Annotated in this window: 11 protein-coding genes and 1 pseudogene; 6 read left to right on the forward strand and 6 right to left on the reverse strand. The window is 67.6% G+C overall.

Annotated features, from left to right (window positions below):
* The first annotated feature begins 400 nt into the window (after positions 1–400).
* From ACH4XV_RS36280 to ACH4XV_RS36290, 3 genes and pseudogenes are all read left to right on the forward strand, one after another.
* Positions 401–1,798 carry a hypothetical protein gene (locus tag ACH4XV_RS36280; protein ID WP_395796785.1) on the forward strand — a complete coding sequence of 466 codons (1,398 nt, stop codon included), beginning with the start codon at positions 401–403 and terminating at the stop codon, positions 1,796–1,798.
* Entirely contained in the window at positions 1,729–7,395 is a 5,667-nt protein-coding gene (locus tag ACH4XV_RS36285; protein ID WP_395796787.1) for an RHS repeat-associated core domain-containing protein, read from the forward strand. Before ACH4XV_RS36280 ends, ACH4XV_RS36285 begins: the two co-directional genes overlap by 70 nt.
* A 207-nt stretch (positions 7,396–7,602) precedes the next feature.
* Positions 7,603–8,913, forward strand: a pseudogene (locus ACH4XV_RS36290) (IS1380 family transposase).
* Positions 8,914–10,553: 1,640 nt separating this feature from the next.
* Here ACH4XV_RS36290 and ACH4XV_RS36295 read toward each other — a convergent pair.
* Positions 10,554–10,727 (reverse strand): hypothetical protein, encoded by a 174-nt coding sequence (locus tag ACH4XV_RS36295; RefSeq protein WP_395796789.1) that lies wholly within the window; start codon positions 10,725–10,727, stop codon positions 10,554–10,556.
* A gap of 186 nt (positions 10,728–10,913) precedes the next feature.
* Complete coding sequence (locus ACH4XV_RS36300) at positions 10,914–12,338, reverse strand: IS701 family transposase (RefSeq protein WP_395796791.1); 1,425 nt, start codon at positions 12,336–12,338, stop codon at positions 10,914–10,916.
* 474 nt (positions 12,339–12,812) lie between these two features.
* Here ACH4XV_RS36300 and ACH4XV_RS36305 point away from each other — a divergent pair, with 474 nt between their 5' ends.
* Positions 12,813–14,546 (forward strand): AAA family ATPase, encoded by a 1,734-nt coding sequence (locus ACH4XV_RS36305; protein WP_395796793.1) that lies wholly within the window; start codon positions 12,813–12,815, stop codon positions 14,544–14,546.
* Positions 14,456–15,607 (forward strand): LuxR C-terminal-related transcriptional regulator, encoded by a 1,152-nt coding sequence (locus ACH4XV_RS36310; protein ID WP_395796794.1) that lies wholly within the window; start codon positions 14,456–14,458, stop codon positions 15,605–15,607. The genes ACH4XV_RS36305 and ACH4XV_RS36310 overlap by 91 nt, the downstream gene beginning before the upstream one ends.
* Positions 15,608–15,674: 67 nt before the next feature.
* On the opposite strand, the gene ACH4XV_RS36315 is transcribed toward ACH4XV_RS36310, so the two are convergent.
* The 3 genes from ACH4XV_RS36315 to ACH4XV_RS36325 all read right to left on the reverse strand — a co-directional run bounded on the left by ACH4XV_RS36315 (position 15,675) and on the right by ACH4XV_RS36325 (position 19,153).
* Positions 15,675–16,505, reverse strand: coding sequence for a hypothetical protein (locus tag ACH4XV_RS36315; RefSeq protein WP_395796796.1), 831 nt, complete (start codon positions 16,503–16,505; stop codon positions 15,675–15,677).
* A 138-nt stretch (positions 16,506–16,643) separates the two neighbouring features.
* Positions 16,644–17,612, reverse strand: a complete 969-nt coding sequence (locus ACH4XV_RS36320; RefSeq protein WP_395796798.1) for a PIN domain-containing protein — start codon at positions 17,610–17,612, stop codon at positions 16,644–16,646.
* Between the two features lie 299 nt (positions 17,613–17,911).
* Positions 17,912–19,153 (reverse strand): cell wall protein, encoded by a 1,242-nt coding sequence (locus ACH4XV_RS36325; protein ID WP_395796800.1) that lies wholly within the window; start codon positions 19,151–19,153, stop codon positions 17,912–17,914.
* A gap of 1,223 nt (positions 19,154–20,376) precedes the next feature.
* Between ACH4XV_RS36325 and ACH4XV_RS36330 the strand changes: the two genes are divergently transcribed.
* Positions 20,377–21,576: a hypothetical protein gene (locus ACH4XV_RS36330; RefSeq protein ID WP_395796802.1), complete on the forward strand. Its 1,200-nt coding sequence runs from the start codon at positions 20,377–20,379 to the stop codon at positions 21,574–21,576.
* A gap of 428 nt (positions 21,577–22,004) precedes the next feature.
* On the opposite strand, the gene ACH4XV_RS36335 is transcribed toward ACH4XV_RS36330, so the two are convergent.
* Positions 22,005–22,181 (reverse strand): hypothetical protein, encoded by a 177-nt coding sequence (locus tag ACH4XV_RS36335; RefSeq protein ID WP_395796804.1) that lies wholly within the window; start codon positions 22,179–22,181, stop codon positions 22,005–22,007.
* Between the last annotated feature and the right edge of the window lie 660 nt (positions 22,182–22,841).

The raw sequence follows: 22,841 nt of genomic DNA on the forward strand, positions 1-22,841 counted from the left end.
TGCGTGCGCGAAACCTAACCGGTTGGCGAGGCGTACAGCCATGTGATGCAGATCACCATGAAGAAGTCATGGTGTCGACAAGTCCTCGCTTTGTTGGATCGCGCGAACGGATTGTCGCCAATGGATCCCAACGGGTGATTCGGTTAGGGCGAGGACGTTCGATGGGTGGCCAGGGTTGTAGTGACGAAGCACACATCGACCCACGGGAACTCTCTTTACCCACAAGGCATTTGGCGCGTACGGTGCCGTCCGTCCGTGGTCTCTCGCCGGATCGGGCGTGGGACCCGTGCCGTCCTGGTGGGGGTTCGTCATGGGTCGTTGGTCGTGGGGATCGAGAGCGCGACGAGGACAAGGAACGCGTTCGGTCCGCCTCCTGGTGGCGGGAGCGACGGTCCTGGCTTTGACGGCGAGCGTGGGCCCGGCCCAGGCGGCGAGTTGGATCAAGAACGCGCCGGATCCGGGCGCCTGGTCACCGGGGAACCTCCCTAAAACGCCGTCCGTGGGTGGCAAGAAAGAGAGCGTCGCGAAGTCGACGCCGCTCAAGGGCGACGGCCGCGCCACGTGGAAACCCACCGCGACCACCTGGCCCAAGCAAGCCGAGTCCGAGACGGTCGCCGTCCCCACGTCGTCGTTCGTCGCCCGGGGCGGATCCTCGCTCCTCGCCGCCCCCGCCGGCGGCAACGCCCCCGGCACCCCGGTCTGGATCACCACCCCCGACACGAACGGCCCCGGCCCCCTGCACCAGGCCGCCCCGGGCACACCAACGGCCAACGTCGCGAGCCGGATCAAGGTCACCGTCGCCGATCACGCCACCGCCGAGAAGGCCGGCGTCGACGGCGTCCTGATCACCGTCCGCCAGGCGGACGCCGCCGCAGCGCCCGGGAAGGTGACAGTCGGCGTCGACTACGCGGGGTTCCGGGACGCGTTCGGTGCGGACTGGTCCTCGCGACTGAGTCTTGTGTCGATGCCCGAGTGCGCGCTGACCACGCCCGACGTGCCTTCCTGTCGCGTCAGGACCCCGATCGCGGGCGGACGCAACGACCGCGTGAAGAACCGCGTCCTCGCCGACGTCGACGTGCCCGCCGCCGCACACACGACGAGCGCGACCGGCACGTTGCTCCTCGCCCTGACCGCAGGTGCTTCCGGCCCTTCCGGCGACTACAAGGCGACCTCACTGTCCCCGTCGGGCTCATGGTCGGCAGGCGGCAACTCCGGTTCGATGAGCTGGTCGTACGGCGTCGCCGTGCCGCCGGCGCTCGCAGGCGCCGCCCCCACCGTCAACCTGTCCTACAACTCGGGTTCGGTGGACGGTCGTACGACGTCGACGAACAATCAGGCGTCGTGGTTGGGTGAGGGTTGGGAGTATTCGCCGGGTTTCGTGGAGCGTTCCTACGACTCGTGTGCGCGTGACGGTCAGGACAAGTCCGGTGAGAAGTGTTGGTCGAACCGGAACTCGCTGACGCTGTCGCTGAACGGCAAGTCGTCGACGCTGGTGCAGGACGACACGGACACGTCGAAGTGGCGTCTGGAGGGCGACGACGACTCCCGCATCGAGCCGTTCACCGGTGCGGTCAACGGTGACGACAACGGCGAGTACTGGCGCCTGACGACCGGCGATGGTGTGCAGTACTACTTCGGGGTCAATCACAGGCCCGGCGGCAACAACGCGGACCCGGCGACGAACTCGACGTGGTCCGCGCCCGTCTACGGCAACAACCCGGGCGAGCCGTGCAACAGGCGTCCGGTTTCGACGCGTCGTGGTGCCAGCAGGCGTGGCGCTGGAACCTCGACTACGTGATCGATCCGCGCGGCGGCATGGTCACCCACTGGTACAACGTCGAGACGAACCGGTACACGCGCGGCGCGGTCCTGGTCGGTTCGGGCACGTTGACCGAGTACACGCGCGGCGGCACTCTCGCGAAGATCACATACGGCTCCAAGACCACCGACGCCACCCAGCCGACTGCACAGATCCTCTTCGACACCGCGGAGCGGTGCCTGAAGAAGGACGGGTTCGACTGCGATCCGGCCAAGATGACCAAGGCGAACGCCGCCAAGTGGCCGGATGTCCCGGTCGACAAGCAGTGTGCCGCCACGGGTACCTGCGCGGAGTACGGCCAGTCGTTCTTCTCGACCCGCCGCCTGACGAAGATCACCACGCAGTCCCTGGTGGGTTCGACGTATCAGACGGTGGACGAGTTCGCGTTGGATCAGGACTACCCGGATCCGCAGGACGGTTCGTCCGCGACGCTGTGGCTGAATTCGATCACCCGCACCGCGTGGGAGGGCACCAGGAAGATCGACGTGCCCTCCGTCGACTTCGCCGGTACGTTCAAGCCGAACCGCGTGGATGCGGGCGGTGATCTCGCTCCGCCGATGAATCGCCGCCGCCTGACGGGGATCACGAACGAGACCGGTGGTCAGACCACGGTCACCTACAACGACGCCGAGTGCCTGCCGACCGCGTTGCCCACGCCGGATGCCAACTCCAAGGCGTGTTACCCGATGTGGTGGAACTTCGACGAGGACGCGGAGCCGGTGCTGCACTGGTTCCACAAGTACACCGTAGCCGAGGTCAGCGAGCACGACATCGCCACCACGACCCCGGACCGCTCGACGCGCTACGAGTACGTCGGCGGCGCCGCCTGGCACCGCGACGACGCGGAGCTGACCGAGGACAAGGAGGCGTCCAAGCCGAAGAGCAAGGACCGCCGGACCTGGAACCAGTACCGCGGCTACGGCCAGGTCATCACCCGCACCGGCGTCGCTCCCAAGGACGCGGTGACCCAGACGGCGGCCTTCTACCTGCGCGGCATGGACGCCGACGTGAAGAAGGACGGCACCAAACGCGCCGTCACCCTCACCGACTCCACCGGCCAGAGCATCCTCGACGCGAACCAACACGCCGGATTCGCCTACGAGACGAAGACGTTCACCGGCGACGGCGGAACGGTCGCCACCACCACGCTGAACACACCGTTCTCGTCCGGCGTCACCGCCACCCACGCCCGCGCCCGCGGCCTGCCCCCGCTCGAAGCGCGCCGCACCGCGATCGCGAAAACCCGCACCCGCAGCCTCCTCGCCAACGGCACCACCTGGCGCGAGACCTCCAAAACGACCACGTACGAGGCGGCCCACGGTCTCCCGGAGACGGTGTCGGACAAGGCGGACGGCCTGCCGGAGTACTGCACGAAGACCACCTACGCGCACAACACCGCAGCCTGGATCATCGGCAGGCCCACCGAAACCCTGTCCCTGGTCGGTGCCTGTGACACCACCGCGTCCAAGGACACCGTCTACGCCTGGTCCCACGCGCTCTACGACAACAAGCCCCTCGGCGAACTCGGTGTACTCGGTGACACGACGTCGACCGAGGCGGTGGTGGACTACAAGGCGGACGGTACGCCGAACTGGGTGACCACGGCCAAGTCGGAGTTCGACGCCTACGGCCGGGTCACCAAGGCCACCGACGCCGAGAACAAGGTCACCACGACCACTTACACCCCCGCCGCGGGTACTCTGCCGACCACGGTGGCGGTCACCGGCCCGACCGGCTGGACTTCCTCCACCACCTACGCCGGGGCCCGCAACCTCCCGGTCAAGGCCGTGGACGTGAACGGTCTGGTAGTGGAGCAGGAGTACGACGTCCTGGGCCGGTTGATCGCGGTGTGGAAGCCGGGGCACACCAAACAGCAGAACGCCGACCTGCAGTTCGCGTACGCCCCCAGCAAGACCGGGCCGTCGGTGGTCACCACCCGCACCCTGCGCCTGAACAACAAGTACGCGGTGTCCCACCGGATCCTGAACAGCTTCCTCCAGGAGCGGCAGACCCAGTCGACGACCGCCACCGGTGACCCCGGTCGCGTGGTCACGGACACCTTCCACGACAGCCTGGGCCGCCCGATCAAGACCAACCAGCCCTACTTCAACAGCACATCGGGCCCGGACACGTCCGTCTTCGTCGGCAACGACAACGAGGTCTCCGGTCAGAACGCGGTTGTCTACGACGGCATGGGCCGCACCACCGCCCAGGTGTTCGCGTCCAAGGGCGTCGAGCAGTGGCGCACGTCGATTGCCTACGCCGGCGCGGACGAGACGCGGGTGACCCCGCCGCCCGGCGGTGTCGCGACCGTGTCGATCTCCGACGCCCGCGGCAAGCCGGGCGAGCTGCGCGAGTACAACGGCGGCACCCCCACCGGCACGGACTTCTCGAAGATCACGTACACGTACACCCCGCGCGAGGAACTGAAGACCGTCACCGACGCGGGCGGCAACACGTGGACGTACACCTACGACTTCCTGGGCCGCAAGACCCACGTCGAGGACCCGGACAAGGGCCCGTCGGACACCCGCTACGACCTCGTCGGCCGGGTGATCGGCACCACGGACGCCCGCGGCCAGAAACTCGCGTACACCTACGACGCGTTGGGCCGTAAGACCGCGTCGTACAAGGACACGGTCGCGGACGCGAACCTCCTCGCCGAGTGGACGTACGACCGCTACGCGAAGGGCCAGGCCGACGGCTCCTCCCGCTACGTCGACGTCGACGGCAAACCCCGTGCGAAGTACACCAGCGAGATCACCGGTTTCAAGCCGGGCACCTACCTGCCGACCGGCACTCGCGTCACCATCCCCTCGGTCGAGGGCAAACTCGCCGGGATCTACCAGACGAGCACGGAGTACGAGCCGGTCCTGGGTCTCCCGCTGCGTACCGATGTTCCGGCGCAGGGGGGCCTGCCCGCGGAGGGGTTGGAGTACAGGTACAACGACGGCGGTCTGCCCACCGAGGTGAGCGGTGCGCGCGGATATCTGAACTGGGCGGACTACGACCCGTTCGGTCGCAACACCCGCGCCACCCTGGGCGCCCAGCCCCGCCAGGCCGCGTTCACCAGCACGTACGATCCCGCCACCGGCCGCCTGCTCAACACCCAGTGGGACAAGGAGACCGGCACCACCACCACCAGCGTCGACGACACCACCTACACCTACAAACCCTCCGGCGACGTCACCTCGATCAAGACCGTCCGCGACGGCACCACCACCGACACCCAGTGCTTCACCTACGACGGGCATCGCCGCCTGAAGGAAGCCTGGACCGACACCGCCGGCACCACCACCCTCCCCGAGCCCAGCGTCCCCGGCATCGGCGGCTGCGCCACCCAGACCCCGACCCCGTCCACGGTCGGCGGCCCGGACCCGTACAGGCAGTCCTTCACCTACGACGTCGTCGGCAACCGCACCAAACTCGTCGACCACGACGCGACCGACGACCCCACCAAAAACATCACCACCGAGTACGGCTACCGCGCCGGTGCCCAGCCCACCGACCGCACCCACCGCCTGGACTCGGTCACCGTCAAAACCGGCACCCGCGAGGCCGTCACCACGGGCCTGACCTACGACCAGTCCGGCAACACCAAGACCCGCCCGGGCGCCGATGCCAATCTCCAGACCCTCACCTGGAACGAGGAGGACAAACTCGCCAAGGTCGCCTCCGCGACCAACACCAGCGAGTACGTCCACGACGCCGACGGCAACCGCATCATCCGCCGCGAGAACGGCAAGACCACCCTCTACCTCGGCACCGACGAACTCACCACCAACACCGACCAATCCGGCCCCGTGGTCGGTACCCGCTACTACACCACCACCGGCGGCACCGCGGTCGTCCGCAACGGCAACGGCGCCATCGCCTACATGGCCGCCGACCACCACGGCACCCCGGTCAGCACCATCGACGCCACCACCCTCACCGCCACCCGCCGCCAATCCAAGCCCTTCGGCGAGCCAAGAGGTTCCCAACCCACCCAGGCAGGCGGCCAATGGCCCGACGACAAGGGCTTCCTCGGCAAGCCCATGGACTCAACCGGCCTCACCCACGTCGGCGCCCGCGAATACGACCCCACCCTCGGCCGCTTCATCAGCGTCGACCCCGTGATGGACCTCGCCGACGCGGGCCAGATGCACGGCTACACCTACAGCAACAACAACCCGCTGACGCTGTCCGACCCGACCGGCATGAAGTACTGCGGCAACGTCATGGCCTGCGATCCGGATCCGGACGTGCCGCCCGTCTACTGCGGGAACGTGATGTCCTGCGGCGGCTCCGGAACCGACCAGACCACCACATCGCCCACCGCCCCGGGCGGCACCGCCCACTGCGTCAACTACTGCATGGACAAACCCAAACCCAAGGCGAACAAGCCGGACAACCGCAACGGCCTGCAAAAAGCCTGGGGTTGGACCAAGAAGAAGACGAGCCAGGCCACCAAGTTCGCCAAGGACCACTGGCGCGAGGCAGTCGCCATCGCGGGCGGCGTCCTGGCCGAGGGCGGCTGCCTGTTCGCCGCCGGCACCGCCACCGCCGCCACCGGCGGCATCGCGGCGGGGTCGGTCCTGATCTGCGCCGGCATCGGTGGCGCGACGACGGGATACCTCAACAACACCCTCGACCCGAACGCTGATCACAGCCTCCTCGGCGCCACCATGGACACCGTCACCGGCGGAGCCTGGGGTGTAGCGGGCGGAGCGGCCGGCATCGTCGGCGGCAAGGTCGCGCAACGCGTCTGCGGCGGCACCCACAGCTTCGTCCCCGGAACCGGCGTCCTGATGGCCGACGGCACCCGCAAGCCCATCGAGGACGTGGCCCCCGGCGACGTCGTCCTGGCCACCGACCCGGAGACCGGCGAAACCAAGCCCCGCACCGTCCTGGCCTCCATCACCACCGAAGACGACAAGGACTTCGTCGACCTCACCGTCGAAACCGACAACGACGACGCCTCGATCATCGCCACCACGAACCACCCCTTCTGGTCCCCCGACCTCAAACAGTGGATCAACGCAGGAGACCTCAAGCCCGGCCAATGGCTGCAAACCTCGGCAGGTACTTGGGTTCGGATTGGTGTTGTCCGACCATTCCATGAACAACGGCGTACTCACGATCTCACGGTTGATGTCGACCACACCTATTACGTGCTGACCGGAAGTGCATCCCTTCTCGCACATAATGTCAATCTATGCGATGTCTTCGGGCTTCCGGAGGGAGGCTATCGCAACCCCGATTGGAATCCACCGACGCGGGGTATCCTTGACCTTCGCGTGGAGCAATTTCCGTTGCACAGTGGGTCGGCCGGGGTGGTACATGGGAAAACCGGCAGGGTTGTAGAGGGGTTCTTTCTGCCGCCGGGGACGATGAAACAAAACGCTCTTCACGTCGAAACGCAATCCGCCAGTATACTCAGAGTGCACCCTGAAATCACTCAGGCAGTTCTCCGGATTGATAATCCAGGCGGTGTTTGTTATTACTGTCGAAGAACTCTGCCGGACCAGCTGCCGTCTGGAACGGAGCTATGGGTACAATCTCCCCTCGGTACACAGAAATTCGAAGGAAGATAGCAGATGGCAAAAGAACGCCCGATAGCCGATAACTAAGCTGGCGACTGAGGCGTGCGTATGAGGTTTGCCTTCGGGACCACAACTAGCCTCGGGTTTTCACGAGGTGCGGCGTCTGTCATGCGGCCTGAAAAGCGAAAGCACCTGTGACGTGGGACGATTGAGCTTATCGAAAGCTCTGTCGTCTGCGGATCGGGAGGCACTTTTTAGGTGAAGAATAACAGCGGTTCGTATCCGCGTGTCCACGTGGAGCCCGGTGGGACGGGCGTCGTCTCGCAGGCCGGTGGGGTGTTGCTCGCGGAGACGGCCCGAGTGGTCGGGCTGGATCGTGGATCGTCGCGCGCTCGCATCGTGGCGCAAGACGCGGGCGGCCCATGACCCGGGGGAGGCGGTCCTGGATTTCCCAATGACACTCGCGGTGGGTGGGGACTGCCTCTCCGACAACGATGTCCGGCGGGATCAGCCGGGAATGTTCGGTCCGGTGGCGTCCATCCGACGGTATCGCGCCTGTTCACAGCGCTGGCCGCGGCAGGGCCGAGGGCTGTGCGGGTGATTTGGGCCGCTCGCGCGGCGTCCCGGGAACGTGGCCTGGAACCTGTCCGGAACAGCGTCGCCGCTCGGGGACGGGCGGTGGACGATCGACATCAATGGAGTCCTGGTCACCGCGCACTCCGACATGGAAGGCGCGCACCCGACGTGGAAGAAGACGTTCGGGTTCCACCCGTGTGGGCGTTCGCCGACCACGGCGCAAGGATCCGGTAAGCCGCTCGCGGTGTTGTTGCGGCCCGGGAGCGCCGGGTCGAATACCCCGAGCGGGTGCTTCAAGGTCACCCGACAGGTCCTCGCGCAGGTCCCGAAACGGCACCGGCGGGGCCGGGGGACGCTGATACGGACGGATTCCGCGGATGGCACCCACGAGTTCCTCGCGTGGCTCTCTTGGCGCGGCCGGTGGCTCTCGTACTCGGTCGGGTTCACGATTGCCGAGACGATCCACGCGGCGATCCTTCGCGTTCCGAAAGCGGCGTGGACGCCGGCATACGACGCCGAGGGTCTCCCGCGCGAGGGTGCGTGGAGGTTACCGACATGCTCGACCCGTCGGGGTGGCCGAGGGGCATGCGGGTGATCATGCGGAAGGAACGCCCGTACCTCGGCGCGTAGTTGCGGATCACCGATGTCGACGGCAACCGCTGTTTCGCCTTCGTCACCAACACGGCGGGTGGGCAGCTCGCCGACCTCGAACTACGCCACCGACGACGCGCCCGCGCCGAGGACCGCATCCGCCAGGCCCGCGTCACCGGCCTGCGGAACCTCCCCCTGCAGGGCTTCGCACAAAACCAACTCCGGTGCGAACCCGTCGCCCTCGCATGCGAGTTGCTCGCATAAACGTAGATGCTGGCCCTGACCGGGGACACGCGGCCGTGGGAGATCAAGAAACACCGGTTCCGCCTCTTCTCGGCCGGCGCCCGCCTGGTCCACACCGGCCGACGGGTCATCGTTCGCCTGCCGGAGCGATGGCCCTGAACCGGGCACATCGTCGAAGGCATCACCCGCCTCCACGCTCTCACGCCGCACCCACCTGACCACCCGACCCAACCGCCCCAACGAGCCGTGACAAACCCCCGGGGACGTGGAAACCCGGCACCCACCCGACACGACAATCGGGCCATTGCCACACCCGAAAACCGAATCAACGTCCGTAACAGCGGGGACGGGTCGCCAGCAAGCCGACGACCCGTCCCCGAGGCTAGGCATTGAAGGCCGATGTTGTCGTTTGGAGGCGTGTCAATTCAGATGCAAGAATCGGTCGAAATTCTTGAAGGTACTGTGTGGATGCTGCATGCACTGTTCCCAAAGATTGTCGGGGATTCGATTCCCGATCTCCGGAGCGAGGCGACAAGACCCTGTGTAGCTGTCGGCGGGTGGGCTTTTCATAGTACACCGGGTTACTTCGATGGCTGAGCCCATGCTGGTAGAGGTTCTGTTGTGCAACCATGGCCGTGAAGGATCGTTTCCCAGGATTGAATGAACTTCGGTAGCGTGGAAAAATGCCTACTGTCTCGACAGGCAACGGTGGCTTCGAACCGATTTCCGGTACCGCTCGAGATAGACAACACATTGTCGCTGGCTCGGATAACGGTGGAGCTCTCGAGATACTTCCAGTTGAGCTGGATGGAGTAATTGAAAATCTGAGAAAAGGTTGAGTGCTGATGCCGAGTGAAGGTTCCAGTTTTTTTGATCGGGGCGCCGTGTATTGCCTCAAAAAGAGCTGCATGCAAAAGAAATTCTGAGAGTACTTCACCCGTCTCGTGCCAGATCGAGGTTTCCTCGTCAGATTCTTTATTCAGTACCGGGGGATTGTTTCCCGATCTTCCGACGGCCCAGGAGAAGCATCCTTGATTCTCCGTCCAGAATACCATCTTCCCGTTTTCGAATCGCAAACAAGAAGGCTTGACGGCATGATTCTGAAAAGTCAACGGGCGCCCAAATAGAGATTCAAGTTCATGCCATTCACGAAGAGCGCGCGGGATTGCATTGTCGGTACCGAGGGATTTGCCAGGTGAGCGCACGGGATTTCCATACCAGGAAACCAGGAAATCCCGAAGGCTTGTTACCCTAATGGGACTAAGTTTTTCCATGTCAGTATTATGACGCACTTGACGGGTGTTGTGGCCCGGGGGCGGTTGGTTGGTGTGTGGGTGGTGGTGTGGGCTGGAGTGTTGCGGTCTGGGCGGGAACGTTTCGTGGCGCGTCCGGGTGAGGGCTGTGGAGGGTTTGGCCTGGAAGGTGGTGGTTTCGTTGAGAACTCGCGGGTTGTTGTACATAGCTTGTGCGTCTAAATGAGCGTTAGATACCCCGATGGACAACCCCTTCCACTCGACCGCCTCGATCGTTCAGTCTCGACGAAAAGCCGTACACCACGTGCGGATTCGACAACCGCGCAGGCCCGCGCGGCGTTCGCCCCGCTCCTCGCCGAAGTCGCCGAGTCCGACCGCGAAATCGAACGCCTCGGCACCGAACTCGGCTGGTGGGACGACCGAGCCCGAAGGCCGACATCGCTCCGTCGGTGGCTGGCCGCGTCCGCTCGTCGGCGGACAGGTCGTGGCCCGGGGCGCGTGAAAGCCCCGCACGGGGCGGGGCTTTCGCATACGGCGGCTGACCGATCAGGTGCAGATGTGCCAATTGCTCCAGCCGCCGCTGTAGACGTTGCACCAATGCCGGTTGTCTCCGCCGAGTACCTGCACGACGAGATCCCCGTCCGAGAACCACGCCTCGACGCCGTTCTGCACGTCGTGGCTGTCGCCGAGGGTGCCCCAGGTGGACCATGGCCCACCCATGCTGTACTGGTAGCTGTGCCACACCTGGCGGTCGGTTCCGATGAGAAAGAACTCGACCCGTCCGTCCAACCACCCGACCGGTTTGACCCTGGTTCCGCACAGGTAGGTAGCGTCGGCCGGACCGTCCGGCCCGAAGATCTGGCTGCAGGCTTCGTCAATGCGGGCCGTACTTATAGCGGTGGTTTGTTAGACCGGGGTGTAGAGGTCGATGGGTCTTCCTGTGCCGAGGGTGTTGATCAGGTTCCGGAGTTCGGTGGGCGGGGGCTTGGTCGACCATGCCCGCCAGTAGCGTTGCAGCGTGGTCCAGGGCGCCAACCAGCCACGGACCGCCCGGATCTCGCTTGGGGCCAGGAGGCCGTTCGGGGCTGGTGGGACGTGGGAGTTCCCCCTCTCTGGGTGGTGCGGTTCCAACTCCTCGGCATCCACGGGCGGGGGTGGGGGCGGGGCGAACCAGGTGTCCCAGCAGAACGAGAACGCGCAGTTGACCAGGGTCTGGTGGCGGCGGATGGCGGTGTCGGAGCGGACTTGGAAGTCGGCCCATCCGAGTTCGTCCTTGACCTGCTTGTAGCTCTGCTCGATCCAATGACGGATCCCGTATATGCGCACCACTTCGGCCAGGTCGGCGGCCCGGGGCCGACTGGTGGCCTCGCGGGGCGATCCCGGCCGGGGCAGGTTGGTGGCCAGGTACCAGGTGGATCGCGCGGGCAGGGTGGCCGGATCGGTGGTGGCGACCACCAGGCGGGTGGTGCCGTCGGGGCCCCACCAACCCAGTCGTGCGTCGGCGGCCCACCAGGTGGTCGTGCCTCCGTTGCGAAAGGTGCGGGTGACCGCGGTCCAGTCGCCGGGGCGGTTGGGGCCCGCCCAGGCAAGTTCGCGGGCGGCGTCGGTGGGCCTGAACGCATCCTTGTAACTCCAGGCGCCGTGACCGGGCTTGAGCGCCATCACGAACGGCAGTCCTGCGTCCGCGAGTTCGCTGCGAAAGCCGTCCTGGTCGCCGTAGGCGCAGTAGGCGGCCACCGCCCGGAAGGACACCCCCGCCTGCTTCGCTTCCCGGGCCAGGGTGGCCCCGATCCGCAGTTTGGTGCGGAAGTCGGGGTCGTTCCTGCCTTGCGGGAAGTGGTGGGCCGGTGTGTAGGGAACGGCGTGCAGGGGGTAGTAGAGGCGCTCGTCCGCCCAACACGTGGTCACCGTGACGACGCCGCGGTCGATCTTCCCGACCGATCCCAGGTACTGCTTGCCGACGTGCGCGGTCGCCGTGCCGTCCTTGCGGTCGCCGGAGTCGTCGATCACCAACACCCCGCCCGCGTGCGGTGCGGTCGCCGGATCCGCGAGCAAAAGCTCCACGCGGCGGGCGTTGATCCGCTCGTGGTCCCAGGTCGACTCGGACAGGAAGAACTGCAGCCGCTGCACCGCCGGATGCTGCGCACCGACCACGGGTTCCGTGCCGGCCAGGCAGGTCAGCGTCTTGTTGCGGTCCCTCGGCAGCAACAGCCCGGCCAGGTACTCGCGGAACCCGCGGCGCTGTGCCAACGTCGAGAAGAGGTCGTCGAAACGCGCGGCATAGGCCTCCAACGGCCCCGGTGCGGGCGGACAGGGTACACGCTTGGTCATCGCAACCCCCCCGAGGCGCAGGCGACGTTCCCTCCTATCGGCATACCGCGACCCTGACCCGCAGTCAACAAACCACCGCCAGTGGAACCCCGGGGCCCATTTCCCCGAGCAGATCTCCTCGGCACCGGGGCTCGTTGCGGCCTTACGCCGGGAATCCCGACGCCGGAACGTCGGAATTCGGTATCGCCGGGGCCTTCCGTGCGACGTTGTCGGTCCGCGGGCGACGAGCGGCTTTTGGTGGGCGAGACCCGCACGGGCGGCCCTCTTTGATAGTTGTTCACCTTCCCTTCATTCAACGAGGTCAATCTGTGCATGGTATCCGTCGCAAGAGCGTTTCTCCGTTGCACGACAAATGATGTTGAGGCAGCAGGAGTGTCGGTGCTTGGAACGGGGTAGCTCGCGCGGCCGAGCCGTCCGGGTGCACCGGTTTTCCCCGGATATCGGCAGTGCTGATATGAAACGGGAGGTCGATTCGTGGAGTTGGTTGAGCGGGCCGCAGAGCTGACGGAACTCCGAAAATTCTTCGACGATTGCGCGGCCGGCGTCGGTGGCGCCGTGCTGATCAGTGGGCCGGTCGCCGTCGGCAAGACCAGACTCATGGAAGAGTTCTGCCGGTCCGTCGACACGACACGCACCCTCGTACTCGCCGCGACCGCGGCCGAAACGGAGCACGACATTCCGCTGGGGCTGATCCGGCAACTGCTGGGCAACGCCATGGCGTCGACGCAGCCTGCGGACTCGCGAGGGGCTCTGTTCCGGTGTGCGGCGCAGGTACGGGAGTACGCCGCCGCGTGGGATGACAAGGACCCGCGGGCGCGGAAGGCCGCGATCGAGCACCTGTGTGCGGATCTCCTCGCGCCGGCCAGGGACCGGACGGTGGTCATCTGTCTCGACGACCTCCATCTGGCCGACAGCGTGTCCGTGGAACTCGTGCTTTCTCTACAGCGCCGCAGCCGCATGTGTCGCACGATGCTTTTGCTGGGCGTCTGCACGACGGATCCGACATACCTGTCGGAAATCCAGGTGGAGTTCGCCCGGAGTCCGCGCAGCCACACCCTGTGCCTGAGTGGACTGACCCTGCCGGGTGTTTCCGCCGCGTTGCGATTATCTGGCCTACCCGAGGCTCGGGCACTTTCCTTTCTTCGGGCCAGTGGCGGAAATCCGCTCCTGCTCGATGCGCTGTTAACCGACGCCGTGCGGATTGGGCGAGACCGCGACACCGCCGATATACCAAAGGCGGGCAATGCTTTCAGAAAATCGATGTCTGCCTGCTTGTATCGCCTCGATGACGACACCCGCACCGTGCTGCGGGCCTGGGCCGTGCTCGGTCGACTCCGCAGCCGCCGACTCCTGCGCAAGCTACTGGGCCCGGACCGCGACGCCGCCTTCGTGGAACGGGCCATGGCAGCGCTCGCGGCCGTCGGCATCCTCGATCACACCGGCGATTTCCGAATACCCGAGACCGCGCGGATCGCCGTCGACACGACGACCCGGACCGACCGCGCCGACCTGCATCTCCGCGTCGCCGTCCTGCTGCACGAGGAAGGCCTCGGAGCGTCCGTGATCGCGGAACACGTGCTGGCGGCAGGCGATGTCGCGGAGACGTGGATCAGTCCCGTCCTGATCAAGGCGGCCGGGGAAGCCCTGGCCAAGGGTGACGCCGACCGTGCGCTTACCTGTGCCGAGCGGGCCCACCAGATCGCGGCGGGCAGGGCGGCCATCACCGCCCTCGTGGCCCTCGTCCGGCTCAAGTGGTTGACGAGCCCGTCCTCCGCCTCGAGTCATCTCCGACCGTTGCAGCGCGCCATGTACCGCGGCCGGCTGGACCTGTCCGACGCCTTCGCACTGGTCGCCCAACTCGTCTGGGAGCGGCGCTACCCCGAGGCCGCGAACGTCGCACGTTGGCTGGACGAACACGTCGACCGGACCGATGCGGCGGAGTTGCTGCATCTGCGGACCATGCACACGTGGCTCCGGCTGATCGGCCCGATGGCGGCCGATCCGGGCCACGATCTCTTGGTCGGACTTCCCCAGCCCGAGCACGCCTCGGCCGACGACTCCCGGATGCGCGCGGTCTCCGCGCTGGTACTACCGTTCGGTCGGAATCCCCGAACACGGTGTGCGAGACCGCCGTCTACGTTCTGGAGGGTGTCCAGTGCGGCAACGACGCGGCGGTGGACCGCTCGATGCCCGCGCTGCTGGCCCTGATGCTCGTGGAGCGGCTGTCGCTGGCCGAATCCTACTGCGCGAACCTCATCGCCGGAATGAGGGAGGACAACCCTCGACACACGCTGCGCGCGATCCTGGTGGCGATTCGGGCGGACATCGTGCTGCGGCGGGGACATGCCGAGCAGGCCGCGGAACTCGCGTCGACCGCTTTGGAGTTACTGCCGTTCCCGAACTGGGGAATGGCCGCCGGATACCCGATGGGAATCCTCGTCGGCGCCAACACCGTCCTCGACCGGTACGCGGCGTCCGAGCGGCTGCTTGCGCGCTTTCAGCTGCAGGCCATCGGAGCCACACCCTTCGAGCTGTACCTGCTGTGCGCGCGGGGCGATCACCTCCTGGCGATCGGAGACACCCGGTCCGCCCTCGCGGACTTCCGGCGCGCGGGTGAACTCGCGCTCGCGTGCGACCTCGACGCGCCCGCCCTGATCCCGTGGCGACTCGGCGCCGGTCGTGCGTACCTCGGACAAGGACGCGTCGGGGACGCGCGCCGGCAGTTCACGCGGCACCTGGAGCTGCTGTCCGAGGAGTCGGCCGCGTTGCGCGGTATCGGTACCCGCCTGCTCGCGGGCACCGTCGAGGGCGGCGAGCGACTCGGCCTGCTCGAACAAGCCGTGACGCTGCTGGATGGTTCGGAACACCGGCTGGAACATGTGCGAGCCCTCGCCGATCTGAGCAACGAATACTTCGCGATCGGCGACATCATCCGCTCCCGCGATACGGCCGCGCGCACGATGGAGATCGCCGCGGCGTGTGCCAACGAGGACCTCGCCCGGCGGCTGCTCAAGGAGAGCACCCGGTTCGACCTCACGGGCGTCCTCTACTCCGGACGCGGCACGAGATCCGTCCTCACGGACGCCGAACTACGGGTCGCGGGACTGGTTGCGGCCGGCATGAGCAACCGCGAGATCTGCCGCAGGCTCTACCTTTCCGTGAGTACGGTCGAACAACACCTCACCCGGATCTACCGCAAGCTCGACGTGCCCGGGCGCGCGAAGCTGATCGAATTGACCGCGTCGGGCGCAGTGATCCCCCCGACCTGAGACGAGGCCGAGAGCGCCGACGACGGCCGGTGGGCCGGCACTTGCCGCCGACCGACCGTCGTCGTGCTCAGCCCCGCGTCCCGGGCTCGGGATCGGTGTCGTGCCCGTGCCCGTGCTCGTGCTCGGAATCCGTGTCGAGGTCGGCGATGCGTGCCCAGAGGGTGGCAATGCCGTTGTCGTCGAGGCCGCCGTTCAACTCTGTCTGGACGAGGCCGGCAATGTCGGCGTCCAGGAGGACGAAGTCGACGCTCTCGACGTCCACGCCGCGGAAGCTTGCCGGAAACGGTGCGCGCAGGTGCTCCTTCCACAACCGGACGAGTCGGTTCTCGGGCCGTGCTCCGCTCATGTCGGCCGCTGTTGCCTTGGCCGCAGCCGGCGAACGAAGGAGCGGCGCGATGGCATCGAAGACGGCACGCACCAGGTGGACGGCCATGACCGGGCTGACTTCGGCACTGATCATGCCTTGCACGAGTTTGTCGCGCAGGAGTCGGCTGCGGTCGAGCTCCGTGGCGAGTTCGGCAGCGATGAGCTCGGCCTCGACGGCCCGCTCGATCAGGTCCCGGAGTGGCTTGTCGACGGCCAGGCGCTCGGCGAGTACGCACTCCAGGGCGCACAAGGAATGCATGACGGCGACGGTGGCGAACTCGTATCGATAGTAGGAGTGCCGGATGAGTTCGCGGGAGGTCTCCAAGGCGCTCATGACGTACATGGACGCGCCCTCGGGCAGAACCAGGTCGGCAACCAGGTCGTGCATACCCGCATAGTCGAGAACGACATGACGGGCGCGCGGATCCGGTACCGGCAGCGGGGGCGGATCGGGTACCGGCGGCAGGCTGTTCACCGGTGCAGTCTCGTCACCTGAGGCAGTTGGTGCCATCGGATTTGCTCGGGGCAACACCGGCGACCCGCTGCCGTATGCCGGGTCCGACCTTGAAGAACAAGCTCAGTGGCCTCCACGCATGTGGCGGCGTTGGCGATCGACGGCCCGGGAAACTCTTCCCGGGCCCGCCGCTTGCGCACGCCCGGCCAACGCCCCCTACGAACGTTGCTCCTTGACGAGCGCCGGCTCACCACCCGTCGTCCGCTGCCGCTCCCGTCGCTGCGCCCGCGTCCCGCTCCCGGGCTCGTTGGAAGCCGGCGGTTCGGGTTCCGGGCCCGGAGCTTTCGCGGGAATCTTCGTCACCGGTAGACCGGCTGCACACCCACGCGTGTGCTGACCGGTGTCGCACGTCAACAACCGCACCGGACGCGCCGCCAACGACTGGATCCCGACCGCCCGATCGATGATTTCGTCATCGGCAATCGGCAGGCGTACATGCCCGGGCCGATCGAGAACGATCTCGACGTTCACCTCCCCGCCCACGCCACCCCCCTCCAGCGCCGCGGCCTCACGCCACACACCGAACGTACCCCCGGACAAGAGTTCGTCCAAAAGGCCGAGCGTGTGCGACGCACGCCAGCGTGCAGGTTGCTTGGCGGACTCCTTCAACGCATCGAGTTCGTCCACGACCGCAATCGGGAACAACAAACGCACACTCTCACGACTCTCCAAACCCAAGACTGCGTGTAAATCGACGTCGGCCAGCTTCTCGGGGTTGTGACAGTAGAAACTCGAGTCCGCGACCACGAAGTGCTCGAGACCGTTCCAGCGACCTATCCGGGCCTCCAACGCCTGCCGCGCCTCGGCGATGGTGCGGACGCGTTCGAAGAGTTCGAGGTCCACCAGCCCATTGACCAAGCTCTCCTGAGCAGTTCCGGCCAATGATCCACAGCCGCCCAAAAGAACGTGATAGCGACGTGTGAGGACGAGCTGGTCGATGTCCGCGTCGCTGATCTGATGGCGCAACGCGCCGGCAGTGTCCGTCGCCCATGTGAGGTAGCGCAGCAGCCGTGAGTAGGCGCTCCCGTCGGGGTTTCCACGCAGGTTCTCGGCGGTGGTGTATGCGTTGTTGAGAGCGTCCCGAATGTTCCTGCGGTCGGTTCCCGGCCGGGGCGTAATGAGCATGCGCCGATTTTGCCAGGAGCTCCGGTCACCGGTCTGCCTTGACGAATGCCGTACGCGATCGACCCATACCGGGCAGGGATGCGACGGAGAAGGATGCCTCACGGTCTCCGCTCCACACGCCTTGCGGTGCCCGCAGTCGCGTCACGACTACAACGAGGTGCCGTTCACGTGGTCGTCGCGCTGTATCTCGGCGCGGAGCGGCCCAGCCCTGAGCGCAGTGCAGCACCAGCGACGCGATGGTGTTGTCGAACGCGTCCTTCACGGTGGGTGTGCGGTGTTCGTCGGGTGGGAGTTTGGGGTCAGTGGGTGTGCCAGTGGATGGTGGGGGAGCCGGCGAGGTTGCTTGCGCGTCGTGTGAGGTCGGTTCCGTACAGGTCCAGGGCGTCGGTGAAGTCGTGTTCGAGGTGTTCGATGACGCGGACGAGGTCGTGGCGTCCTGCGGCGCGGGCGGCCCGGCGTGCTTCGGTGGTGCGCGGTGGTGCGTCCGTCGGGTCGGCGGGCGGGGGGAACAGCCGGTTTATGCATGCGCGCCATGCGGGGTTGCTCGTCGGGTGGACGGCCGCGGCCCGTTCGGCGTCGTGCTGGGCGTCGAGAGCGGCCTCGCGGCGCAGTCGTGCGGTGATGAACGCTGCCGGGTGTCGGGGGCGCCAGTCGTCGAGGTGCCATGCGGTGAGTTCGCCGGCGATGCGGGTGGCGTCGAGTCCGCGGTCGATCAGGGGTCGCAGGGCCCAGGCCAGGCGGCGTAGGGATTCGTGGGCGGTCCAGGTCACCCGGGCGCGGACGGTGGCGGCGATGCGGATGTCGCGGGCGACCCGCAGGGGTGAACGGATGCCCGTCCCCGGGTGATTGATCGTGGTCGCGGTGGACGGGGCTGCGGTCGTCGCCGTGTTCGGGGGCGTGCGTGTGTTCTTGAACCCGTTGATCGACCGAGACCCGAACGGGGGAGTGGGTGTGTTCAGGGAAGGGGGCGCATGGCGGGGCCTGTGACTCCGCGTTGCGGTGGGGGTGTTCGGATCCGTCCGGCGCGGCGAGGGCAGGATCGTACGTCCTCGGTGGGGTGGGGGTGCGGCTTCGCTTCGCGGGCGTGTGGCCGCAACCGCGGCTGCGGCCATGCGGGCCCGGGCGGTGGAGGTGAGGCCGATCAGGCGGGCTGTGTATCCGTGGCCGGTGGTGCGGTGGCCGTGGGCGTGGTCGTAGGCGGGTGGGACGGTGGCGGCGTAGACGGTGCCGGTGGCGGTGTAGGGGCGGTCGGGTTTGTGCAGGTTGCGCCTGCTTCCGTGGATGTGCCAGGCCAGGGCGCCGAGTTCGCGCAGGATCGCGACGTGTCGTTTGACGGTGGCGCGGGACAGTTGTAGGCGCTCGGCGGTGGTGTCGAGGCCGTAGATCACGGTTCCCTCGTGGTGGTCCATGCGGGCGGCCAGGTCCCGTGCGACGCGGGCGGTGGTCGCCCCGGCCCGGGGGTGCGAGCGCGTGGTGATCAGCCAGGCCACGGCGCGCAGCCATGCCCGCGGTCGGGCGCGACGCGAGGCGGTGGAGCCCACCTCCTGCGCACAGGCCGAGCGGACGAGGGGGACGGCGGCGGTCGGCAGCGCATGACGGGGGTCCGCGTGGGAGGGCCCGGTAATCGGCTCCGGGGCGACCGGGGGCGTGGTGTCCTCGTCCGACGCGGCCCGGGTGGCAGGGTTGTTCGCGAGGGCTGTCGCAGTCCCGGGACGCTGCGGGTCGAGGTCGTGCTCGACCGGACCGGGAGCGGGGTTCGGGGTGGACGATGCCCGACGTGAAGGACTCCGCCGGGCGAGGGGCCGTGGTGGCTGCGGCTCTGCGCGGGTTTCGAAGTCCCCTTGTGGATCGGGCTCGGGCGGCCGGGTGTCGGAGGGCGGGCGCATGGTGTGTTCGTCCTTTCGGGGTGCAAGGCAGGGCGGGATCCGGTCGCGGCTCGCGCAGTTGTGCGCCGGATCGGTCCGGGGGAGTGGGCGCCCGGCGTGTGTGCGTGTGCAGGGCCGAGACGCGTTGGTCCGACCGGTGGGGTCCGGGTGGCCGAGGGTGGTGTGTCGTCGGCCTCGGCGGCTGGTCAGACGGGTCGAGGCGACCGGTGTTGGGGACGTCGGTGCGCGCCACGCGCGGAGGTCACGGCGGATCCGTGGGGGTTGCGGGATGCGACGTGTGCGGCGAAGCCCCGCAGCCGCCGCATCCCTCGAAACCCGTTCCGCGGTGGGCGTGTTCACGCCCGGTATCGCGGGGCGTGGTGCATGGGTCGCATCCGCCTTGTCGTCGTCGGACCCGCCCGTGAAACGCGTTCCGCCGGGTTCGGCGTCCGCAGCGGCGGGTGGGGACGGTACCTCCACTCTTCGCTCCCCGTCGCCGCGGCGGGGGATCGTTGGGGGACCTGCCCCGAAGACACGCGTCGTGGGGACCGCAGCGAGAAGAAACGGGCCCTTGCGCGGGTGTGGCCCGCTGCCCCGGGGGCGGGCGCCCGGCCCCGGCGTGGGGGTGGGCCCTGGCGTCTCGGGCGTCGCGGGAGGGTCACGACGAAGTGTGTCGAACCGTGAAGCCGCTCCGCAGAGGGCAGAGTTCATTGCCGCGTCCGGCCGAGAGCCGCCGTGACGGTCGTCTGCGTGCGCTGTCCCGCGGGTTTGTGACGGGTTCGCAGGCCGGTGCCCGTAGTTGGCTGCACCCGAGGTGCACGTCGAAGCCGTACGCGCGTGCCCCGTCGGCCCGGTGGTGTGATGCCTCGCGGGCCGAGGACGATCCGGATCCTCCGCCGGTGCGCCTGCGGATCGGATACAACTTCCCTCATTACAAGTGGAGTTGGCAACCCTTCACGCGGATGTCCCGGTCCGAATGGAGGCCGTGGTCGGGGTTGCGCAGCGCGGTCGGGTGGCAGCGGTGTTGTCTTGGCAAAGGAGCGTGGGCTCGCGTGCGCATGGCCGTGGTGTATGTCTGGGGTGTGGTGTGGGGCGTGGGGGCGGTGACGTTCCCCCTGTGGCTCATCGGCGACGTGTTGTCTCTCGTGGGGTCGAGTCGTCGACGCCCGGGGCGTGTTCTGGGGCGAATGGGTCGTGCCGTGGACGACGCCGACCGGGCGGTGGGTCGCAAGGTGGCCGAGGCCGAGGCGGAGTTGACGTCGATGGCCGTTCCCGGGCGGACGGCGGTGCCGTGGCGGAGGGACTTGTTGCGGAAGTGGTACCTGGCCGAACGAGGGTTGTGGTGGTTCTCGCTGTTCGTCGCGGGTACTGCGCTCGTGCCGGTGGCGGCGTCCGCGATCCTGGTTCTGATGGTGGACCAGCATTCCCGCATGGCGGTGGAGGTGGTGTTGCCCAGTTATCCGCTCCTGGTGGTCGGCTTCGCATTGATCAGGACGGATCGCATCGCCGGCCGGCGCGGCCGTTCGGAGGCGTACCTGAGATGGGTCGCGGTCGATACCGTGATCGCCTGCGGACGCCGTCACACGGAGCGCACGATCGCGACGACCCGAGGACTCGTCGAGCAGGCCGAGCTTTTGAAGACGGCCCTCGTCGCCCACGCCCATTTCGCCTACGGGCCGAGCACGTTCATCTGCGGCGAGTCGACCTCGGAGGCGTTCAGGGCTGGCGAGGCGGTCCAGGACAAGGTGCGCGCGGTCCTGCGTGGAGATGCCGGCGTCGACGAGGTGGCCGGCGAGGTCGTGCGTCTGCTGGAGGCCCTCGACGCCGGAGACCCACTCCGGCTCCTGCCCGCCGGCGTCACTCCGACCCCGGGCCCGCGACCGGTCCCGGGGACACTGCCGATGCGCTCGATTGCCCTGTATGCGCTGGCAGTTGCCGCTGGCATCGCAACGATCGCGACACTGGCCGCCGTCGGCGTCGACCCCCGTGCCGTGGACGTAGCGGCGGCAGCACTGACTCCGGCGCTGGCCCTGCCTCCGGTGCTCGCCCTGCGCCGTCCCGCAGGCGCCCCTGCGGGCGCGCCGTCGTCCGGGCCCTGACGCGAGAGCGGTCACCGGCCCGAGTGGCCCGGGCGTCGGGATTCGCATGACGAGGGTGGGCCGTCGCCTGCGCCAGGTCCCGTGGCGCGGCGGCGATGCGGGCGCCGTGCGGAGGTCGATATCTATAGTTCCGGGGGCTCTGGCGTCGAAGTCGGCCGGTTTCCATAGGCCCTGGTCCACGGCGACTTCACGGGAACCTCCGCTATGTGCCTCAATAGGGGCAACCTGCCCAAACCCGAATTTTCGCCCAGGGCTGAGCCGTGGGTGTCGGTACGAGCGGCGAGCCGGCCAGCCGACCCGGCCACACGGCACGGCCCGCCGTGGCCCCGACGGCCCGGACGCGCGAACGGGTCCGAGGCGGATTCGACGTGAACACCCGCACCGGGAGCAGGGGCTCGGGCATCCGGTGACGACGGTCGGTCCCCGGCTCACATGTCCGCGTGGGTGGGTGGAGCGTGTGCCCCGTCGACGGCGTGCATGTCCTTGATGAGGTGGTGGAGTGCGCAGCGTGCCTGGTGGGGGACGACGCCGTTGCCGAGGATGCGTAGTTGTGCGGTGCGGGTCAGGTGGGGGGTGTGGGTGACGTGTCCGGGTGGGAGGCCCATGAGCCATTCGACGAATTCGGGGGTGAGTTGGGGCCTCGGGGTCCGGGGCGGGTGGGTGTGGGTGCGGGGCGGTGGAGGAGGGTTTCCCAGTGGCGGATTGCGGGTTCGTACGGGCCCCAGTCGATGTCGGTGTTGTGCCGGGCGGTTGGCGTGTTCGGGCGGTTCGGGTGCGCGGTGCCGAAGGGGTCCGAGGAGAGAGGGCGTTGGTGAGGCCGCCGCGTTGGCGGGGTGAGCCTTTCGTGCCCTCGCTGGCGATCGGCGTGGGTAGAAGGCGTCGACGGGCGTGCGCGGACGCCCTGTTCCTGCGCGCGGCCGTGTCGGAGCCGGTCGTCGGGGCATCGCCGTCGGTGTGCTCCGTGGGCGGTGTCAGGGCCTGGACGACATCGGGGAGGGCGTCGCGTCCGCGCCCGATACGGCCCTTGCCGTCGCGGGCGCGCGGGGTGGGTGGGCCACGCCGCGAGGAACAGGCGTGTGCGGCGGTGTGGGGCGCCGACGTCGGAGGCCGAAAGGCTCGTCCACTGCGTGTCGTACCGCGCTTGGGCCGTCATGGACGCAATTCGCCATCTAGTACTGCAACGACACTTCAGGATGTCCTCGGCGTCTGTAATGGCTGATGCGGGCTCGAGCTTGGCTTCTTCTTCGCCATATGGACCAGGCGAG

The organism is Embleya sp. NPDC020630 (assembly GCF_044334985.1).
Taxonomy (GTDB): domain Bacteria; phylum Actinomycetota; class Actinomycetes; order Streptomycetales; family Streptomycetaceae; genus Embleya.

What these genes read in the sequence shown, in the direction of transcription:
- ACH4XV_RS36300 (WP_395796791.1), bottom strand. Translation starts at nt 12,338, where the DNA reads ATGACCAAGCGTGTACCCTGTCCGCCCGCACCGGGGCCGTTGGAGGCC.
- ACH4XV_RS36295 (WP_395796789.1), bottom strand. Translation starts at nt 10,727, where the DNA reads ATGGGTGGGCCATGGTCCACCTGGGGCACCCTCGGCGACAGCCACGAC.
- ACH4XV_RS36335 (WP_395796804.1), bottom strand. Translation starts at nt 22,181, where the DNA reads ATGGGCCTCCCACCCGGACACGTCACCCACACCCCCCACCTGACCCGC.
- ACH4XV_RS36320 (WP_395796798.1), bottom strand. Translation starts at nt 17,612, where the DNA reads ATGCTCATTACGCCCCGGCCGGGAACCGACCGCAGGAACATTCGGGAC.